The following is a 19322-nucleotide window of genomic DNA, read 5'->3' as shown; positions in this document are numbered from 1 at the left end:
TGCTGTCGGTACGGGGACATAGGCTCGGGTCGTGACGAGCCAACGCGCAGTGGAACGAGGGGCATCGGTGCTCATCGATGCCGGGTCGCTGACGCGATGCAGACACCGGTTGTATCTGGACACGGCCTACTCGGCGTTGCTGCGGCAGGAACCGGAGAATCCAGGGGTTCGTCAACGCCGTGAAGCAGCCCGCGCGCAGCGCGACGCCATCAGATCCAGTCTGTCGGAGGCTTTGGACGGGTGGACCGAGATCGAGGCGCCCGATGCCCGCACCGCATCGGAACTGACGATGGCCGCGTGCCGACGCCGCGTCCCATGGATCTGGAATGCCGTCCTACCGATCGAACGGACAACCGGACGACGCGGGCGTAGCGAGATTTTGATGCTCGATCCCGTCGACGGCGGATACCTCCCGATCATCGTGGTCAATCACAAGGTCACCGACCCCGGTCGCGGGGCGCGCACGTCACCGTTGATCGAATGGGCGCCCGTGGTGGACGAGACTAGGAAGGTCCGTAGCCAACTCCGCGATCAACTGCGTCTCGCGCACCTCTACCGCATGCTCGACTTCGAGGGCATCGCCAGCCCGAACGCCGAAGGTGGTGCAATCGGCTACCGCGCAGAATGCATCCTCGTTCATGACCTGACCACCGTGTTCGACGTATACGACGCCCGATTCCTCGACCGGCTCTCCGTCGCTCGGGGGGAGAGCTTCACCGTGCCCTCGCAAGTCAGTGAGTGTCGATCGTGCCCGTGGTGGACGGACTGCCGTCCGCAACTGGTCGCCAATCGCGATGTCAGCCTGGTGGCATCGGGCATGCGGGCCGATGCCCTGCGTGAGCAGGGTGTGTCCACAATCGACGAACTGGCCGACTTCTCCGGCCCCGAGCCCGACAACTGGCCGTTCGGCAGTTTCACCGATGCCGTAGCAGCCGCGACTGCCTGGCGAGCCGGAGTGCCCCTGTTGCGTCGCACGGACACGGTGTCGGTTCACCGCGCCGACGTCGAGGTCGACGTGGACATGGAGAGCTACCAGGAACACGGCGCCTACATGTGGGGCACGTTGCTGACGGAGAAGGGCGGGCCGCCGGCGGAGTACCGCGGCTTCGTCACGTGGGATCCCCTTCCGACCGTGGACGAGGGGCGTTCCTTCGCCGAATTCTGGGCCTGGCTCATGGGTAAACGGGCCGACGCTGCTTTGCGCGGCAAGACATTCGCGGCGTACTGCTATTCGCGGGCGGCCGAGGACAAGTGGCTACTGGATTCGGCACGACGCTTCGGCAACATCAGTGGAGTACCGTCCGAGGCGGAGATTCGCGAGTTCATCGACAGCGAGCAGTGGGTCGATATCTATCAGGCCGTCAGTGATCAGTTCATCTGCCCGAATGGCAAGGGCCTGAAGAAGATTGCACCCGTGGCAGGCTTCGAATGGCGTGACGCCGAGGCCGGCGGTGAGGCATCGATGGGGTGGTACCGCGAGGCGGTCGGCTACGACGCCGAACCCGATGCGACACAGCGCGAACGCCTGTTGGTCTACAACGAGGACGACGTCCGGGCAACGAAGGTGCTCCGCGAATGGATGAGCGATCGAGCCGAGATCGAGATCCCGACACTCGAATCGTTGCGCGCGGCAGTCTGACCGCGGGCTCGGACGCTTGAATGGCGCCCTGTAGCTATCTGATCGTATGAGCGGACCATTCAAGCGATGGGGGAAAATTCCGCCCACCGCTTGAATGGCGCCCTGTAGCTATCTAATCGTATGAGTGGACCATTGAAGCGATCGAATTAGCGCGGAGCCATACGAATCGCGCCGTCCATGCGGATGGTCTCGCCGTTGAGGTAATCGTGCTCGGCGATCATCTGCACCAACTGTGCGTATTCGGACGGCTGAGCGAGGCGCGACGGGAACGGAACGCTCGCCTCGAGGCCCTTGCGGTACTCCTCGGTGACGCCCGCGAGCATCGGAGTGTCGACGATGCCCGGTGCAATCGTGTTGACGCGAATACCGAACTGAGCCAGGTCGCGTGCGGCGGTGATCGTCATCGCGTGTACGCCACCCTTGGAGGCGGTGTACGCGATCTGTCCGATCTGGCCTTCGAACGCTGCCACCGATGCGGTGTTGACGATCACACCGCGCTGACCCGAATCGTCGACCGTGGACAGCGACTGGATCCGATTGGCAGCCAGACGCATGACATTGAACGTGCCGAGCAGGTTGATGGTGATGACCGTGCGGAAGAGCTCCAGGTCGTGCGGGCCCTTCTTGGACAAAATGCGTCCTGCCCAGCCGACGCCGGCGCAGTTCACCACGATGCGGAGCGGTACGCCCGCTTCGGCAATCTTGTCCAGAGCCGCCTCGACCTCGGCCTCGCTCGTGACGTCGGCAGGGATCAACGTCACCCCGGCCGGGACGCTGTCACCCGCACGCTCGATGGACTGAGCCAGATCGAGGCCGAATACCGTGACGCCCGCATCGGCGAGACGCTTGGCCGTCGCAGCCCCGAGGCCCGACGCGCCTCCTGTGACCAGCGCTGCTGTTCCCGAAATCTCCACTGACGAATCCCTTCGCTGTTGGCGGCCCGATGTGGCCCGTGCCTCGTGAGCACCATAACCGTCGAGCGTTCGTGACGCGGAGATAGGAGGTACCCGAGTCAGCGAAGCGCATCCTCGTCAGGTGTCGTCGACGAACCATCAGGCGCGTACTCGACTCGATACGTCTGTTCGCCATCGACGAGAATGGTCGCCAAGACCTCACGGCCGGCAGGAAGCAATCGCACTGTCGCAGTGCCACTCTCGATTCGGTCGATGTACTCCACCGCCGACGTCATCATGACCGTACGAATATCCGACGCGAGGAAGGCGTCGGATCGATCGTCGAGGAGCACCACCGTGACACCACGGATCCGCGCCGCTCGAACAGACTCCTGGAGCCGAGAGTCGAGGAGCCCGCGAGCACGAAGAGAATCTCGCAGATCGGCTTCGAGCACTATGCACGCCAGTTCTTCATCGGGCCCGAGGTCGGGACCGGCCGCCGTCCGCTCGAGCAGGGGCCGAGCAAGCTCGTCCAGACGTTCCAGTTGCGCGTCGCGCTCCTCGAGGACCGCCGACGCAGCGGCCTCGGTCGCGATCCTCATCGTGGATTGGCGGCGTAGTTCGAAAATCGACCGTGCAAGCGGACGAATGGTGAATGCGAAGAACGTCGACATCAGCAACGGTGCCGCGTTGATCAGGCTGAAGGACAACCCGTACGCCGCGCCCTGGCCACGGACCACGGCCCACAGTACCGAGGACCCGATGAGCGAGACGAGACCGATCCAGGCCAGCAATGTCCTGCCCCGAACGCACATGAACGTGTAAATCGCCACTGATGCGCCGAGCGGCCACGTCTGCAGCGGATTGGTTGCCGGGACGGGTATCACCGCGAAGACCAGCCACAGCGCGACCGGGCCGGAAAGCATCAATGGGTACGAATACCGCAGTGGGAGTGGATCTCCCGGTGCAGTGAGCAAGACCAGTGAACTGGTCACATTGATGAGGACAGCCAACGCCAGCGGAATGAAATTCACCCCCGGTGGCGCTGTCGTCACGGCGCTGATCAGGCACGCTGCAGAGAACAGAAGGACAATGAAATATGCAGTGCGCGAACGCATCCCGAGGAGGTCACGAACGTCCTGACGTTCCGCGTCATGAGAAGGCCATCGGAGAAACTTCACGCGAGCGCTTCCCACTGAAGATGCACCGTCGTCCCAGCACCGGCCGCACTGAAGACCACGGCAGACCCCCCGTCGAGTTGCCGCATCCGACCGTGAATGCTCACCGCGACACCCAGCCGATGCGGTGGGATGGAATCGGGATCGAACCCGGCGCCGTCATCGGACACCGACACTGCAAGCCGACCCGACTCGGCAGTCACCGACACCATCCGGGAGGCCCCCTCGCCTGCATGCTTGACGCTGTTGCGGACTGCCTCGGCCAGCGCTGCCCCAGTGGCGCGAACAGCCTCCGCCGGATACGTCGTGCCCGGGTCGGACGTCCCACCGACCTCGATCGACACGGACTCGTCGGCGTCCGTAGCTGCCGCGCGCAGATGCGCGATCGCATTCACCCTGTCGAACCGACTGTCGACGGAGTAGCTACGCAATGCATCCATCTGGTCGAGCGTCGCCCTGGCCTGCCTCGCCACGGACTCGGTACGGCCCTGGCGAGCCACCGACAGCAGCGAAGACATCACCCCGTCGTGAATGAGCGCGTCGAACCGCTCCCGTTCGACGTCACGGGCCGCCGCAGCAGCGGCGCTCGCAGCATTGGCCTGAGTTGCAGCGATGGTGTCATCGAGAATGCGTGCCGTGCGCAACGCACCGAGCAAAGCGGCAACGAAAATGGTGCAGAACATGACGGCGAAAGCAATGTCCGCGAACAAAGTCGGTTCGACGAACGGTTGCCGGACACGTGCATTGGACCACTGAATGACGAACACCACGGTAACCAGATACGCAGCCACCACACCCGGACGCCACACAAGCGCAGCAGCGAGAGTTGCAAGACCAGGAAACGTCGACAGATAGTGCCCGGCCACATCGAACGATATCCCGTCCCACGCCACAACCCATGTACAGACAGCGACCAGGTACGAAATCGCAGCCACACTCGCCGCGACCCGAGTCCAGCGGATATCGGTCAAAAACGTTGCCAGACCCAGTAAGACGCCGGAACCGAACACCGTGACACCGGCGAACGGAGGCCACCACCATGCCGTCAGATTCGCCGTCCGCACCAACTCGGAGAACAGCAGCGCAAAATATATGACATATCCCGTACCGACGAACCGTCCGAACATGCGCAGCAACCGATCCAGCGACCGATGCTCCACTCCTGACCCATCCGGTCGTTCCGCAGGCTCCACTCCTGCTGAGCCTGGTCGTTCCGCAGGCTCCACTCCTGCTGAGCCTGGTCGTTCCGCAGGCTCCACTCCTGCTGAGCCTGGTCGTTCCGCAGGCTCCACTCCTGCTGAGCCTGGTCGTTCCGCAGGCTCCACTCCTGTGTTTTCCATACACCCTCCGTTCGGGAGTGTATGGGCATTCACCTCTCGTTCACACCAGTAACCTGTTCCGATATCAGCGACACCCGTGCTCGACGGCGACGCATCAGAATCACTGCAGTAATGACTGCTGTAGAAATTCCGATCACAGTGACCGCACCGATCGATGCGGCAGCGGTGCCGGGGAACAGCCCGTCGAGCAGCAGTGACACCCCGAAGACGAAGAACAGCACCGATGCGCCGATTCTAATGACGTTCTCGGGCAGGTGTTTTCCGAGTACTGCGCCGAGGACGATTGCGAGCGCATCGGCGGCAACCATACCTACGGTAGACCCGATCCAGACGCCGATCCAATTGTTGTCCGTGGCGAGGGTGACCGTCGCGAGCATGGTCTTGTCGCCTAATTCGGCGAGGAGAAATGCCGACGCAATCGCCAGGAATGCGGAACGCGTGACGCGACCGGCTTTCTGGCCTTCGTTGTCGGACAACGAGTCACCGCGCAACGTCCAGAGTCCGAAGATCACGAATGCGATGCCGCCGATCACCGCGATGAGATTCGTCGGGATCGACAGGCCGAGGAAGTGGCCGACGGCAACGGAGAGCAGATGGACGACGGTAGTAGCGACGGTGATTCCACCGATGACGACGTACCAGCGGTAGCGCAGCGCGAACGTCATGGCCATGAGCTGGGACTTGTCTCCGAGCTCGGCGATGAATATCACCACGAAACTGAGAAGCAGCGCGGACGGCATGTAGCAGGACTCCTCGGTCGGTTGCATGACCGAAGGTCTCGCCCACCGCCGGGTTGTCCGAGGCGGTTCACTGTGCCGGGCCACACCGCCGGGGCGTGAAACCAGTATGTCGACACAGCGATTGGGGGCTACTCCCCTTCGCTGGGACAAGGTTAGGAGAGTGAGCGTCAAATGTCCATTGCTGCACTAAGTTTGGATGCCCGAAGACTTCTGTGTGGGTGTAGTCAGGAGGCGAGAAGCATTGCCAAAACTGCAGTGTCGGGATCGCTGATCGGATCGAGACCGATCCTGCTCACCAACGAGGTGACAGTCCCGTCGGACTCTGCCTCGGCCCAGGCCGCGCGATGCTCGAGGCCGAGGTGTGGGAGGCCGGGAAGAAGCACACAACCCGATGCGGCTCCAGCGCATTCGGGAAGCGTCGGAGTGGTTTCCGACGGCGGGTGCAGCATGAAAAGCGCCGACGGTTGGTGCAGCGCAAACCTGCCGGGTGTGACGGCCATCTCGCCGATGACCGGTCCCTCGGCAACGACGAGACCTATGCTTCCCGGCTCCGGGTCGTCTGGAAGCTCCTCGCGGACGCCGAAGACCGTGGACGTTCCGAGCAGACCGGGCATGGAGGCGACACGAACGGCGAGTACGAGAAATTGAGCCCATTCCTTCGTGGTGTCCGGCCACCGGCCCGAGACGACGAACCCGCGGAGCTCTCCGCCGGCATGAAAGGGAGACACACCGATGAGCACTCGATCGTCCATCACGTAGCTCCCTAAGGTCGTTCCAGCCGCTCTGCTCGGCAGAGCGGGCCCAGGTACACCACGTTGGGTAGGAGAAGCATGGATCAGCAACGCACTGGCACACAAGACGGTGCGAGTGCTAATGATCTCGGGACTGCCGGAAAACACGTCTGGGCCATTCTCACCGCGATATCGGTGAGAATGGCCCAGTCATGCGGAAACTTGTTCGGGCGAAAATTACGGGAAAATAAGTCCCGAAGTCTTCGACGTCGCTGCCTCGAAGCGTGCCTGGACGTCGGCCCAGTTCACGACGTTCCAGAAGGCCTTGACGTAGTCGGCCTTGACATTCTTGTACTGCAAGTAGAAGGCGTGCTCCCACATGTCGACCTGCAGCAGGGGGATGATGCCCAGCGGGACGTTGGCCTGCTGGTCGTACAGCTGGAAGGTGAGCAGGTTCTTCCCGAGGGAGTCGTACCCCAGGACGGCCCAGCCGGAGCCCTGCAAGCCGTTGGCTGCCGCGGTGAACTGTGCGCGGAACTTGTCGAACGAACCGAACTTGTCGTCCAGTGCTGCGGCCAGTTCGCCCTCGGGCTTGTCTCCACCGTTAGGGGACAGGTTCTTCCACCAGATGGAGTGGTTGACGTGGCCACCGAGGTGGAACGCGAGGTTCTTCTCGAACAAGAAGATGGAGCCGTGATCTTCGGCTTCACGAGCCGCGGCCAACTTCTCGATCGCGGTGTTGGCGCCCGCGACGTACGCGGCGTGGTGCTTGGAGTGGTGCAATTCGTTGATCTCGCCCGAGATATGGGGCTCGAGGGCGGAGTAATCGAAATCAAGGTCGGGCAGTGTGTACTCGGACACGTGTTTCCCTTCTCTAACGACGCCGCGCCTTCCTTGGTTCAGGCGCGCTCGTCCTACTTCGGATCATTCGTAGGCTTCAACCCAATCTCATTAGTACCCCTAGCGCAACCGTTGTAATCGCGGACCCCTTTTCGGAATAAATTCCGGTGTGTGCGCCAACAGTTCCAGGTCACGGCGAGGTCACGGGTTTGCTCCACGATTCGTCCAGCAGATGAACGGGAACCTAAGATTGCCCGCGTGGTCTCCTTGCGCAGGTCGAGCAAGCATGCCGACACCCTCAATACCGCCGAACAGGTACGCGCACCGCGCGTCGAACTCACCGGCGCGAACCTGATTCGGTTCCTCGCCGTTGTGGCGGTTTTGTACTCCCACGTCTCGTTCTACCTGATCGACGACCGCGGCGAGGGCTGGTGGGTCATCGACGTCGTCACCCGCGTGGCAATCGATGAGGCCGGGCTCAACCAGCACCTGTCCTTCGTCGGCGTCGCCGCTTTCATGATGTTGACAGGTCTGCTGGTCACCAGATCGGCGATGCGCCAATCCCGTCGGGACTTCATGGTCAGTCGGCTCGCGCGCCTGGTACCGGCGTTGTGGTTGGCCGTCGCGGCAGCGATCGTTCTGGTCCGGCTCGGAATCAACGGAATGTTCAGTGGTCAGGACGGCATCACCAATGGTGAAGCCGTCCTCAGCTTCGTTCTCGGTGGCTTCTTTCTGAAACCCGAGGTAGCGGTGCTGGGGGTCACCTGGACGCTGACTGTTCAGCTGCTGTTCTACCTCTATTGCGTCCTGGCCAGAGATGTCCTGCGGGCGCGGCCGGTCGTCGTTCCGATTGCCGGAGCCGTGCTGTGCGCGGTGGTACTGATCTACAACCTCTACATCCCACAGCCATGGTCGGTACCGATGTTGTCCAAGATTGCGGCCACTCTGCCGACGCTGTTCCTCGGGCAGATCATCTATCTGGGTTGGGCGAAGATCATCGGGTGGCGATGGGTCGTCGTGGCCGTTATCGCACAGGCCGAGGTGGTGCGATTGGCGACCGATATTCACGCGTACTGGGCAGGGGATCAATACCTCTGGACCATCGTCGTGGTGACAGGCACGGTCCTTCTGCTCGGTCGCTACGACGGCCGAATCGCACGTTGGGAAGTCGTGCGGTGGACGAGCACGCGCAGTTACGCCATATATCTGGTGCACACGCTGATCCTGTACCGCGTGTACGAGAACGTCGTCCCGCTGACCGGACCCACCGGCGCGGTCATCGTGTTCTTGGGCGTGACGGCCGGTGTTTCGGAAGTGCTCTACCGGTGGGTCGAGGTTCCTGCGGCGCGATGGCTGACCATGCGCTTCCGCAGCGGCAGACAAAGCGGAGCTCCGGTCAAAGCTGCGGAATGACCTCTGCCGCCACCAACTCCAGGTGATCGATATCGCTCAGATCCAGCATCTGGAGATACACCCGTCCGGCGCCGAGCTCGCTGTACCGACCGATCTTGTCGACGAGTTCGGCAGGGCTGCCCGCCAGGCCGTTCTCCCGCAGCTCCGGTACCTCGCGCCCGATGACCCCCGCACGTCGTGTGATCTCGACTTCGGTCCGTCCGCAGCACAGGACGAGAGCGCTGGAATAGATCAAAGAACTCGGGTCCCGACCCGCAGCCGACGCAGCATCGCGTACCCGACCGAACTGCGCGTCGGTGTCCGCGAGGGATGCGAACGGAATGTTGAACTCGTCGGCGTACTTCACCGCAAGAGCGGGGGTTCGCTTCTTGCCGCCGCCGCCGATGAGAATGGGCGGCCGCGGGGACTGTAGCGGCTTCGGTAGCGCAGGCGAGTCGACTATCGGGTAGTACTTTCCGTCGTGCGAGAACGTCTCTCCCGACGGCGTTTCCCACAACCCGGTGATAACGGCCAGTGACTCCTCGAGTCTGTCGAAACGCTCACCGAGTGAGGGAAACGGAATGCCGTATGCCTTGTGCTCCTCCTCGAACCACCCAGCACCCAAACCGAAGTCGACGCGCCCACCGCTCATGGCATCTACCTGGGCGACGCTGATCGCCAATGGACCTGGGTAGCGAAATGTCGCCGACGTCACCAGTGTTCCGAGCCTGATCGTCGACGTTTCTCGGGCTATGCCCGCCAACGTGATCCATGCATCCGTCGGTCCGGGGAGGCCGTCGGAGTTCATCGCCATGTAGTGGTCCGAGCGGAAGAAGGCGCCGAATCCTGCGCTCTCCGAAGCTTGCGCCACACGGAGAAGGTCGTCGTACGACGCACCTTGCTGTGGCTCGGTGAAGACGCGGAGTTCGACTGTCGGTGTGGCCATGCCCCAATGCTAGAAGCCGCGGGCGCTTATTGAGTGTTACCGACCGAAGGTTGGTGTCTGTGAATAAAACCGGCACCGGGACGCTTTTCTGTGGATGAGCCTGTGGAAACTGTGGATAACCCGCGCTGCGGGCCCGAAGAATCCACGGGGGTGGCAGTGTTCGCGGGACCCGTGACAAGATCGGGGAGTGTCAGCCTCGGATCTGTCCTCTGTGCCCGCCGCCGAACTTCCAGTGGAGACGACCGGTTCGGTCGTGCTACTCGATGTCCGCGAGGACGATGAATGGCAACACGGTCACGCACCGGGAGCGCTTCACATTCCCATGAACCAAGTCCCGTCACGGCTCGGTGAGATCGATCAGAATGCCGACCTGTACGTCGTCTGCAAGGTAGGTGGACGCTCCATGCAGGTGGTCCAGTACCTTGCGCGCATCGGCTACGAGGCGATCAACGTCGATGGCGGAATGGACGCGTGGCACGCCGCGGGACGCCCAGTCGTACGCGACGACGGCGCCGAGGCGAGAATCCTCTAGTGCCTGCATTTCAGGTCTGCGCACGATGTGCCACTCGATGGCCTGTCGGGACGCTACCTGCGGTGTGGTGTCCTCGATGCCACGGAGTCCTGCTCTCTCCGGTGTCGACGCAGGCCCCCGCTCAGGGTGTTCGAAATTTTCGCTGGGTAGCGCGCCGGCCGAGAAGCAAATCTCCTCGTGTACATAGGCCCGTCGCGTCTCCGGCCTCCGCCACCCCCCGGTACGAGCAGATTCCCCGGTGGGGGCTGATCGACAATCCGGTGCAGAAGAAGTCGGACGATCCCTCCCGACGCGAGCGCTGGGCCGAATCGGCGCCTGGATTGCTGACGCTGACGATGGCCCTGCTGGCACTGGCATGCGTCGCCGAACTGTTTCGATACGGAATTCTGCTCTACAACCGAACCCGGTTGGTGAACCCCAGAGTCCTCATGGCCTCGGACGCACTGGTGGTGTTCGCCGAAGTTGCCTCGATCATCATCGGAGTCTCGGCCGCCGTGGCTGCTGTGTCCTGGCTGGTGGTCCGTCGTGGAGAACACTTCGCCCGCGCAGGCAGCCGCGACCCCCGAAGAGCGAGAACGATGTTTCTGGGATCGCTCGTCCCCGTTCTGTCCCTGGCGATGCCGGGCGTTTATCTGACCGAACTGGTCGACGTTCGAGGCGGAATCGAACGGACGAAACTTCTGACGCTCGTTCGAATCTGGTGGGCAGTCTGGGTCCTCGATTGGGTTCTCGTACTCACCGTGACGCTGTGGCGGTTCCGCGACACCCTGCAAGCCGAGGCCGACGGAGTGTTGCTGTCCGCGGTGGGGGCAGTCGTCGCTGCGGCCGTGGCGTTCTCGACCCTCCTTCTCATCCGCGGGATCGACAGTCAGGGGCTTCGCGGGGCCGACCGCGCAACCCCGACCCGATGGGTCATCTCCGTTGGCCGCACGGAACCTGCGCCCAGCCCCTCCGAATCCGAATCTGCGGTAAGTGATGAAAAAGTGACGACCGGGTGAGTCAAAGCCGTCGAGACCCGTTCGTCGTCGCGCATCGCGGTGCGTCGGCGGAGAAGAAGGAGCACACGCTCGCCGCCTACGACCTCGCCCTGCGTGAAGGCGCCGACGGCCTCGAGTGCGACGTCAGGCTCACTCGTGACGGCCACATCGTCTGCGTCCACGATCGCCGCGTCGACCGGACATCCACCGGATCGGGCCGGGTCAGCGAACTACACCTCGAGGCGCTCAAAGCATTCGACTATGGCGACGGCGCGGAGTCGGCGGAGCTGTTGACTCTCAGCGACCTGATCGAACTGGTCCTCGACTGGACGAGTAAGCCGACCAAACTGTTCATCGAGACGAAGCATCCAGTGCGGTACGGCAGCCTCATCGAGAACAAGGTCCTCGCCGAGTTGCATCGCTACGGATTGGCCCAACCAGCGTCTGCGGACTTCTCGCGTGCGGTCATCATGTCGTTCGCTCCTACCGCGGTATGGCGAGTACGCCGATTCGCGCCAATGTTGCCCACAGTCCTGCTGGGTGAGTCCTCGTTCTATCTCGGCGGCGGCGCAGCGACGACGGTCGGCGCCACGGCTATCGGGCCGTCGATCAGAAGCTTGCGCGAGCGCCCGTGGATCGTCGATCGAGCTGCAGCATCCGGCCGCGCGACGTACTGCTGGACCGTCGAGGAGAAGGAAGACGTTCAACTGTGCCGCGATCTGGGTGTCAGCTGGATCGCGACGAACAATCCTGGCCGTACGAGGGCGTGGCTCGACGCCTACTAGGAGCGGAGCCTGCGGAGTGACCAGGTGAGAACAGGAGCGGAGCCTGCGGAGTGACCAGGTGAGAACAGGAGCGGAGCCTGCGGAGTGACCAGGTGAGAACAGGAGCGGAGCCTGCGGAGTGACCAGGTGAGAACAGGAGCGGAGCCTGCGGAGTGACCTCGAGAGTGGTTCGGCGTGTAGGTTTCGGGCGTGGGTAAGAGCAAAAGAAACAGTGGCCCGAAACAGGGCAGTAATCGTGCAGCGCTGATAGCTGCACGCGAAGCCGAACGCGCAAGTCTGGAGGCGGCGCCGGTTCGGCCGTTCCAGGGTGTGGCCGCGGAGTGCGATCTCGTCGCGATGCGTGAGTTCGTTCCGTCTGCGACGGCGGTGGCGCCGGTGGATGCGTCCGGTCGGACGATCGCCATCGCGACCGTGCTCCCCGGTGCGGTTGCTGCGTTGGTCCGGGAATCGGATTCGGCGGTGAATGGTTTCGTCGGACTGCAGGTACAGGCACATTCGCCCAATATTGCGGCCGATTTGGCGAGCGCTCTGGAGTGGGCACGGGAGGCCGCACCGGGTGAGTCGTTGGATGCGTCGATACCGGACGGCAACACGCCTGCACTCTCCGAGGTTCTCGACCCGTCGGCGCAGCTGGACATCACCGTGTATCAGGATTTCAATTGGTGGCTGCCGGATGGCCTCGAGCCTGCGCCCGATGTGGCTGCGACGGTGGAACGCGCCAATCAGGCGATCATGCCTTCTGCGCGTCTGGAGGGCGACGGTCTCGTCGCTGCGTGGTGGGTCGATGCGGGAGCCAAGGCGCATCTGCGGTGGGTTCGTCCGGAGAGCGAGGACGATCTGATGCTAGCGCTCGCTCGCCTGCATGCGGCAGGGGATCTCACGTTGGGTGAAGGCTCGCGGTACGCCGGTTCGTTCCGTGCGCACGGCCTGTTGGTTCCGGTGTTCGATCTCGATCCTGAAATGCATCCGACCGAGTGGTCTTTGCCGGCCGTGACATTCGGTGAGAAGTTGAACGAGGCTCTCACGGTGGAAGGCCCTCTGACGTCCGAGCAGCTGCGCTCGCGCGATGGGCTTCGTGGCCGTCAGGTAACTCTGCGCTGACTTCCCGCTCGAACCATTGCGCTGAAACTGAATGTGGAAGCTATGCCGTTGGGCATAGCTTCCACATTCAGTCGAGCGCGTCGAAGGTTTCTACAGCGAGCCGCCTGCAGATCGCGGCGCGCTGGTGTCCGGTCCTGCTGGACTGCTCATCTCGCGAGCGACGAATTCTTCCAGATCGAACAGGTTATGGCCTGCGCGGTCAGCGATGTTGAGCAGCGTCTTCATGCTCGCAACCTCTTCGACCTGCTCCTTGAGGAACCACTGCATGAACTGCTCGCCCACGTAGTCGCCCTCTTCGCGGGCCGTGCTCGCGAGCTGGATGATCTGCTCGGTGACGGTCTCCTCCTGTGCGAGGGCCAGCGCGATGGGCTCGCGTGCATCGGTGAAGACTGATTTCGACGGATCCACGCCGGTGAGCTCGACGGTGATGTCGCGATCGAGGAAGTACTGGACGATCATCATCGCGTGGTTACGCTCTTCTACGGCCTGTGCGTAAAAGTGCTTGGCCAACTGCGGGAGATCAGCATTGTCGAAATACACTGCCGTGGCAATGTATTGGTGCGAGGCGTTGAATTCGTTGCGGATCTGGTCACGCAGAAGTGCGTGGAATTTCGAATGTGTGGTGTCTTTGATGTCAGCGCTCATGTCGTAGAGAATAGGCTGGTCAGAGGGCATTGTCATGCAAGCTCAGCCTTATTGAGGCCACGGTTGCCTACATTAGATTTACCTAACTCTTTACTTTCGACTGCCTGATTTTCGAGGTATTTCGGGGATTTGTCGGCGTGCATACGCCGTCGATCCAGGTGGTCAGGGACCGCTTGTCAGCAAGTCCTGCGGGATCTGACGGTCCTGTGCCAGTGCGTCGAAGAATTGAGATGCGCGATCGTTGTCCCACAGTAGAACGTTGCCGACGTCGGAGTCTTCGAACCCGGCGACGGGAACTGTCGTAGTGACGAGATCGCCGCGCATGGCCCATGCCAACGACGGCAGATTCCAGAAATGGTCGCCCTCGTCCACGCTGAGCGAGGAGGCGGTGTCCTTCATCAACGGCCAGATGCGCAGTGGATTGAGATAGGTAGCTGGACTGGTGGCCTTCGCGAGCAGCGCCGACATGAACTGACGCTGATTGTTCATTCGATCGATGTCGGCGAGTGCGGTTGCGCGTGAACGCACGAAGCCGAGAGCGTCGGATCCGGCCAACTCCTGGCAGCCTGCAGGCAGGCTGATGCCGGCCAGCGGATCGTCGATGGCGGACTGGAGACAGATGTCGACACCGCCGAGTGCGTCGACGATCCCGGCAAAACCACTGAACCCGATCTCCGCGTAGTGGTCGACGCGTACCCCGGTGGCGCCCTCGACGGTCTGAACCAGCAGCGGAGGACCCCCCAAGGCGAACGATGCGTTGAGCTTGTCCTGCCCATTGCCCGGTACCGAGACGTAGGAGTCACGGGGCAAGCTGACCATCGTGGTGGCGCCGCCGCCTTCGGGAATGTGAATCAGAATGATCGTGTCGGTACGACTCGGCCCTACTTCACCGCCCGTCGCCAATGCAGCTTCTTGCTCGGGCGTCATGCCTGCGCGGCTGTCGGACCCGACGAGCAGCCAATTGGTTCCTGGGGTATCGGCGACGCGGCCGTCGTAGTTGCTCAGAGCGTCCATACGGGTCAGTGAGCTGTCGACGAAGTAGACGAGTCCGCCGAGCAGCAGTGCCAACACGAGAAAGACAAGGCCGAACCGTCGACCCCGGTGTCGCTTCTTGCGCACACGTGGAGGTTTTGCCGGCTCCGGACGCCGGGGTGAGCGTTGTGGGGGAGGCGGGGTCCTTCGTCGTGGTGGTTCCGCGCCGTAGCCCTGTTCGGTATAGGGCTGTGGAGTCTGGCGAGGTGCCCAGCCCGGATCGCGCGGATAATGCTGCGTCGGATTCGGTGGGCGTGACGCCGTGCCGGGCTCGGGCGCCTGGGACCAGGCCTGCTGCTGTTTCCGACCGTCCCGGCGGATGACTTGCGTGCCCTCGGGTGGAGGCGGTGGCGGCTGCCGCTTCTGCGGTGGCGGCTGCCGGTTCTGGGGTGGTGGCCGATAACCAGGGGGAGGCGGCCGGTGGCCGGGAGGGGGACCTTGTCGAGGGGCCCCTCTGTTTCGCTGGTCGTCGTTCACGGATCGACTCTACCTACGGCAGCCACGTGAGGTGGCCACGCAAGGCGGTGTAACCGACGAACGCGACGATGTCGATGAGTGCATGCGCGATGAGCAGCGGCCATAGTCGGCTGGTCTTCTGCCAGTACCTTCCGAAGACGAGGCCCATGGCCAGGTTGCCGATGCCGCCCCCGAGGCCCTGGTAGAGGTGATAGGACCCGCGTAGTAGCGCCGATGCGAGCAATGACGAATTCTCGCTGAATCCGAGGCGTCGCAGCCGGGAGATCAGATACACGACCACGATGATTTCTTCGGCGGCCGAGTTGGCGAATGCGTAAGCGACGAGAGCGGGGATTCGCCACCAATGATCGTCTATGGTGCTCGGCACGACAGTGAGATTGAGCCCGAGGGCGTTGGCGACGAGGTAGAGCAGCAGTCCGGGGATGCCGATCAGCGCGGCCAGACCGAGGCCGGGTAAGGCATCGCTTTTCCACCGCGGCTTCGCAAGTCCGATGAGCCGAGGCCCCAGGCCCGCACGCCACAGCAGATACATCCCGAGAGCGCCCGAGGCACAGAGCCGGAGGATACGTAGAAGCTGGTAGAGCAGATCGATGATCCCGAGGCTCGAACTCGAGGTGTTCAGCGCGACGGTCTGTTCCGACAGGCTGCCCGCGACCATTGCGTCCTCGACGAGCGAGAGGATGCTGCTCAGTCCGCTGAGCCCGAACGTGACCAGTAGAACGATCGCAATCTCGATCTTGATTGCTCGTCGCTCGGTCGGGTCCGGTGGTGGGCCGGTGTCAGGCGTGGGCGGAGACAGCCAGCCTTTGAGGGCGATCACGTAACGAGTGTGCCCTGCCGACCGGTGTTCTCAGCTACGAGCTCGCAGCCCGTTCAGAAATGGGCATCCGGCGAGTACTCGGAGAGCACGGCTCAACGCCATGCTGTCGTCGACGGGCTGGCCGAAAGGCAACCGAACGTCGTTGTCGCCGTGGTCGCTCTCGATGCGCAGGCTGATCCCGTACCGATCGATCCCGAGCGGCCGGATTCGGCCCCGACGGAGCGATGGCGGCAGTCTTCTGGCCAGCTGATCGATGAGCTCGGGATGGTCGCTGTCGAGGTGCTGCAGCCAGCTCGTCTCCATCTCCCAGAAGGGGTCGGGCTCGGCGGCGAGGAGGTGTTCGACGTCGACGGGTTCGGCACCGGTGCTGTCGGCGACCACCGAAGACGACAGGATCAGGCGGAGAAGGATCGTTCCGTGGCCGATGTCGAGCAAGGCCGGGTGCGGGTGTTCGGCGGCTACGGCGCCGGCCATCGGCCGCATGAGCGAGGCGGGCACGGGTCGAAGCTCCCCGCGTAGCCACACCAGTGACCGGACCGATTCGCGGAGCTCCAGCGGTGCATGATCGGTCAGCTCGAGGACTGCGGGCACTCCGGCGCCGGAAGGTCGGCAGGCGAGTGTGGCTACTTCCGAATCCTCCGGTACCGCAACTATCACTTCGCCGTTCGAGCGCAAGTGATGAAGCAGGGTGACTACAGGTTCGCTTCCCTCGATCGCCAGCCTTGCACCTTCCGCACGCGCGCAGGCGCTGCGGACTCGTTCAGCGGTAGACGGTCCGGTGGTGGTTGCGCCGATCATGACTTCCTCCGATGCGATGCCTAGTAGGTGAGGCAAACCTAAGTTAGTTGACGCTTGCCTTGATCGCAAGTGTTCGGCGCGAATTTCCCCGGTCTACCGTGTAACGGTGTCCATTCCACTCACCCTGGGTGCGCCCCACCGGCCCGATCCGCAGGCGCTCGTCGCCGGGCTGCTGCAGCAGCGATGCCGCACCGCCGCTGAAGCCTCGGGCTGTCCCGACGCCGTCACCACCGGACCCCCGGTCATCGACGCCTCGGTCCTGGCTTCGGTGCGAACCGAGCAGAACTTCGGTCGGATCGTCGTCGAACTCGACATCGATCCGGACGATCTTCGGAAGAACCGACATGCGTTGTACGAGGTGGTCAGGTACCACGTGAACGTGCGCGAGGACACGCTCGCGGAAGCCACGTCGCTGCGGCTGCCGTCGCCGCTGGTGGTGTTTCCTGATGTGACCGAGGGCGACGTCATGGAGACGGTCACAGCAATCGTCGACGCGCACCGCACTCCTGGGTTCGGAGCGTGGGAATCTCCGCGTCGGATCGCGGATGTCCTGGCGGTGGTCGCGCACGCCGAAGTCGGATTCTCCGCTCGCGCACAATCGGGCGAAGAGGTGCTCGCGATCCTCGCGGCCACCGTCGCCGCACTTCGGGGCGACGACATACTGCGAGCTCTGGCCGAACCCGACGTCGGTGCTCTGATCGCGCTACGACCGGAGGCGGCCGAAGCAGTGCGAACGGTGTTGCTCGGCATCGAAGTGGACGACGCGGTCGGCGCGCACGCAGTCCTTCTCGCCGCCGGCCTTCTTGCAGACTGATTGGTCTGACGCGTTTCAGCGGACCCAGTAGCCTCGGACCGTGCCTGCAATCGCGTACTTCGGTCCATCGGGAACATTCACCGAGATGGCCCTCGGTCAATTCACATCACTCGGCGTTCTCGACGAACTCGGACTCACCGGAGAGGTCGAACGAGTTCCGATGACGAGCCCGCCATCGACGTTGCAGGCAGTTCGCGACGGCGGTGTGGTGGCAGCCGTCGTGCCGATCGAGAGCTCGGTCGAGGGGTCGGTTCCGCCGACTCTGGACGCTCTCGCCGTCGGAACGAGATTGCAGATTCTCGCCGAGACCGAGATCGAGGTAGCCTTCTCGATCCTCGGTGCACCCGGTATGACGCTGGCCGAGGTTCGAACAATCCGCGCGTATCCCATTGCTGCAAACCAGATTCGGCAATGGCTCGACGCGAACCTCCCCGGCGTGGAGGTGCACTTCGCCTCGTCCAACGCCGGCGCCGCCGAGGACGTCGCTGCAGGACTCGCGGATGCCGCAGTGTCGACGGTCCTCGCGGGTGAGCGCCTCGGACTTCCGGCATTGGCCCACGGTGTCGCCGATGTCGGCAATGCGCGCACTCGCTTCGTCCTCGTCGGAGCCCCACGTCCTGCGCTCGCCCCCACCGGAGCGGACCGCACCGCGGTGGTATTGATGCCGGACAATCAGCCTGGTGCTCTGCTCGGTGCACTGTCCGAGTTCGGGATCCGCGACATCGACCTCACAAGAATCGAATCACGGCCCACCCGAACCGAATTCGGGACCTACCGGTTCTACGTCGATTGCGTCGGTCACATCGACGATCCTGCCGTGTCCGAAGCTCTCGGAGCGCTGCATCGCAAGATGGAACTTCGATACCTCGGATCTTGGCCTGTCGCGACGGGAACAGGAAGGACGCCCCCGTCGTTGGATAGAGAGATCGAGTGGTTGGCGGGATTGCGCGCCGGAAAAGGGGACAGATGACGGGCAAGCTGATCCTCGTCCGACATGGCCAGACCTTCGGCAACGTAGCCAAGAGGTTGGACACGCGGCCGCCCGGGGCCGCCCTCACTGATGTCGGTCATGAGCAGGCGAGGAAATACGGGCAGTCCATAGCCGGGAGGCCGCCCGCGGTGCTCGTGTCCTCTGTTGCGCTTCGCGCACGGCAAACCGCCGAACATATAGCGCTTGCCACGTCTTCGATGATGCTCGAGCGTGATGGCCTGCAGGAAGCGTCCGCAGGCGATTGGGAAGATCGCACCGACAAGGAAGCGCACGACGGATTCACCGCCGTCTACGGCGCATGGCACCGCGGCGATCTCGACGCACAGGTGCCGGGCGGCGAGACCGGCCGCAGCGTTCTCGACCGCTACGTGCCGGTTCTCGAGCAACTACGCGAGCAGTACCTGTTCGAGGATGATCCACGCGATGTGGTGGTGGTCGGTCACGGTGCCGCCATCAGGCTGGTCGGTGGCGTATTGGGCGGCGTGGATGGCGCATTCGCCGCGGACAACCACCTCGACAATACCGGGACCGTCGAGCTCGTACCACTTGCCAGCGGCGGCTGGGCATGTGTCCGCTGGGGGACCTTCGTTCTGCCATTTCAAGGCAAAGGCAGCCACACGCTCGACGATCCGATCAGCTGACCGCGCCGAT

General features: G+C 63.2%; 20 protein-coding genes. 9 read left to right on the top strand and 11 right to left on the bottom strand.

The annotated features are described in order from the left end of the window. The first annotated feature begins 31 nt into the window (after nt 1-31). Nucleotides 32-1639, top strand: a complete 1608-nt coding sequence (locus tag O1W68_RS05460; RefSeq protein WP_269301900.1) for a TM0106 family RecB-like putative nuclease — start codon at nt 32-34, stop codon at nt 1637-1639. 146 nt (nt 1640-1785) lie between these two features. Here O1W68_RS05460 and O1W68_RS05455 read toward each other — a convergent pair whose 3' ends face one another. The 6 genes from O1W68_RS05455 to O1W68_RS05430 all read right to left on the bottom strand — a co-directional run bounded on the left by O1W68_RS05455 (nt 1786) and on the right by O1W68_RS05430 (nt 7382). Next, nucleotides 1786-2553, bottom strand: coding sequence for an SDR family NAD(P)-dependent oxidoreductase (locus O1W68_RS05455; protein WP_269301899.1), 768 nt, complete (start codon nt 2551-2553; stop codon nt 1786-1788). 98 nt (nt 2554-2651) lie between these two features. Beyond that, nucleotides 2652-3713: a hypothetical protein gene (locus O1W68_RS05450; RefSeq protein ID WP_269301898.1), complete on the bottom strand. Its 1062-nt coding sequence runs from the start codon at nt 3711-3713 to the stop codon at nt 2652-2654. Further along, complete coding sequence (locus O1W68_RS05445) at nt 3710-4870, bottom strand: sensor histidine kinase (protein WP_269301897.1); 1161 nt, start codon at nt 4868-4870, stop codon at nt 3710-3712. The genes O1W68_RS05450 and O1W68_RS05445 overlap by 4 nt, the downstream gene beginning before the upstream one ends. A gap of 209 nt (nt 4871-5079) precedes the next feature. After that, nucleotides 5080-5790 (bottom strand): TMEM165/GDT1 family protein, encoded by a 711-nt coding sequence (locus O1W68_RS05440; protein WP_269301896.1) that lies wholly within the window; start codon nt 5788-5790, stop codon nt 5080-5082. A gap of 224 nt (nt 5791-6014) precedes the next feature. Then, complete coding sequence (locus O1W68_RS05435) at nt 6015-6542, bottom strand: peptidase (RefSeq protein WP_269301895.1); 528 nt, start codon at nt 6540-6542, stop codon at nt 6015-6017. A 216-nt stretch (nt 6543-6758) separates the two neighbouring features. Further along, nucleotides 6759-7382, bottom strand: coding sequence for a superoxide dismutase (locus O1W68_RS05430; protein WP_269301894.1), 624 nt, complete (start codon nt 7380-7382; stop codon nt 6759-6761). Nucleotides 7383-7712: 330 nt separating this feature from the next. Between O1W68_RS05430 and O1W68_RS05425 the strand changes: the two genes are divergently transcribed. After that, a complete protein-coding gene (locus tag O1W68_RS05425) occupies nt 7713-8774 on the top strand; it encodes an acyltransferase family protein (RefSeq protein ID WP_269302798.1) in 1062 nt (353 codons plus the stop codon). On the opposite strand, the gene O1W68_RS05420 is transcribed toward O1W68_RS05425, so the two are convergent. Continuing rightward, nucleotides 8758-9699 (bottom strand): LLM class F420-dependent oxidoreductase, encoded by a 942-nt coding sequence (locus tag O1W68_RS05420; protein ID WP_269301893.1) that lies wholly within the window; start codon nt 9697-9699, stop codon nt 8758-8760. The two genes, O1W68_RS05425 and O1W68_RS05420, sit on opposite strands and share 17 nt — an antisense overlap. 187 nt (nt 9700-9886) lie before the next feature. On the opposite strand from O1W68_RS05420, the gene O1W68_RS05415 reads away from it, so the two are divergent. From O1W68_RS05415 to O1W68_RS05400, 4 genes are all read left to right on the top strand, one after another. Beyond that, nucleotides 9887-10231 carry a rhodanese-like domain-containing protein gene (locus O1W68_RS05415; protein WP_269301892.1) on the top strand — a complete coding sequence of 115 codons (345 nt, stop codon included), beginning with the start codon at nt 9887-9889 and terminating at the stop codon, nt 10229-10231. A gap of 260 nt (nt 10232-10491) precedes the next feature. Continuing rightward, complete coding sequence (locus tag O1W68_RS05410; RefSeq protein ID WP_269301891.1) at nt 10492-11229, top strand: DUF4328 domain-containing protein; 738 nt, start codon at nt 10492-10494, stop codon at nt 11227-11229. Next, complete coding sequence (locus O1W68_RS05405; RefSeq protein ID WP_269301890.1) at nt 11226-11993, top strand: glycerophosphodiester phosphodiesterase; 768 nt, start codon at nt 11226-11228, stop codon at nt 11991-11993. The genes O1W68_RS05410 and O1W68_RS05405 overlap by 4 nt, the downstream gene beginning before the upstream one ends. Nucleotides 11994-12182: 189 nt before the next feature. Continuing rightward, nucleotides 12183-13094 carry a DUF5926 family protein gene (locus tag O1W68_RS05400; RefSeq protein ID WP_269301889.1) on the top strand — a complete coding sequence of 304 codons (912 nt, stop codon included), beginning with the start codon at nt 12183-12185 and terminating at the stop codon, nt 13092-13094. 90 nt (nt 13095-13184) lie between these two features. Here O1W68_RS05400 and O1W68_RS05395 read toward each other — a convergent pair whose 3' ends face one another. From O1W68_RS05395 to O1W68_RS05380, 4 genes are all read right to left on the bottom strand, one after another. Continuing rightward, on the bottom strand, nt 13185-13739 hold the full coding sequence (locus tag O1W68_RS05395) for a ferritin (protein ID WP_269301888.1): 555 nt from the start codon (nt 13737-13739) through the stop codon (nt 13185-13187). 162 nt (nt 13740-13901) lie between these two features. Continuing rightward, complete coding sequence (locus tag O1W68_RS05390) at nt 13902-15092, bottom strand: LCP family protein (protein WP_269302797.1); 1191 nt, start codon at nt 15090-15092, stop codon at nt 13902-13904. 169 nt (nt 15093-15261) lie between these two features. Next, on the bottom strand, nt 15262-16068 hold the full coding sequence (locus O1W68_RS05385; protein WP_442972288.1) for a CPBP family intramembrane glutamic endopeptidase: 807 nt from the start codon (nt 16066-16068) through the stop codon (nt 15262-15264). 30 nt (nt 16069-16098) lie between these two features. Then, nucleotides 16099-16866 (bottom strand): DUF2470 domain-containing protein, encoded by a 768-nt coding sequence (locus O1W68_RS05380; RefSeq protein ID WP_269301887.1) that lies wholly within the window; start codon nt 16864-16866, stop codon nt 16099-16101. A 106-nt stretch (nt 16867-16972) separates the two neighbouring features. Between O1W68_RS05380 and O1W68_RS05375 the strand changes: the two genes are divergently transcribed. The 3 genes from O1W68_RS05375 to O1W68_RS05365 are packed head-to-tail and all read left to right on the top strand — an operon-like array spanning nt 16973 to nt 19312. Beyond that, a complete protein-coding gene (locus O1W68_RS05375; protein ID WP_269301886.1) occupies nt 16973-17680 on the top strand; it encodes a hypothetical protein in 708 nt (235 codons plus the stop codon). Between the two features lie 40 nt (nt 17681-17720). Further along, nucleotides 17721-18650: a prephenate dehydratase gene (gene pheA / locus O1W68_RS05370; protein WP_269301885.1), complete on the top strand. Its 930-nt coding sequence runs from the start codon at nt 17721-17723 to the stop codon at nt 18648-18650. Further along, complete coding sequence (locus O1W68_RS05365; RefSeq protein ID WP_269301884.1) at nt 18647-19312, top strand: histidine phosphatase family protein; 666 nt, start codon at nt 18647-18649, stop codon at nt 19310-19312. The genes pheA and O1W68_RS05365 overlap by 4 nt, the downstream gene beginning before the upstream one ends. Nucleotides 19313-19322 lie beyond the last annotated feature (10 nt).

Source organism: Rhodococcus sp. H36-A4 (genome assembly GCF_027158005.1).
In the GTDB taxonomy this organism is placed as follows: domain Bacteria; phylum Actinomycetota; class Actinomycetes; order Mycobacteriales; family Mycobacteriaceae; genus Rhodococcoides.
This window is presented reverse-complemented; position numbering and strand designations above follow the sequence as displayed.

Coding starts and splice junctions, on each gene's coding strand:
- O1W68_RS05380 (WP_269301887.1), bottom strand. CDS start 16,866: ATGATCGGCGCAACCACCACCGGACCGTCTACCGCTGAACGAGTCCGC.
- O1W68_RS05440 (WP_269301896.1), bottom strand. CDS start 5,790: ATGCCGTCCGCGCTGCTTCTCAGTTTCGTGGTGATATTCATCGCCGAG.
- O1W68_RS05435 (WP_269301895.1), bottom strand. CDS start 6,542: ATGGACGATCGAGTGCTCATCGGTGTGTCTCCCTTTCATGCCGGCGGA.
- O1W68_RS05395 (WP_269301888.1), bottom strand. CDS start 13,739: ATGAGCGCTGACATCAAAGACACCACACATTCGAAATTCCACGCACTT.
- O1W68_RS05365 (WP_269301884.1), top strand. CDS start 18,647: ATGACGGGCAAGCTGATCCTCGTCCGACATGGCCAGACCTTCGGCAAC.
- O1W68_RS05420 (WP_269301893.1), bottom strand. CDS start 9,699: ATGGCCACACCGACAGTCGAACTCCGCGTCTTCACCGAGCCACAGCAA.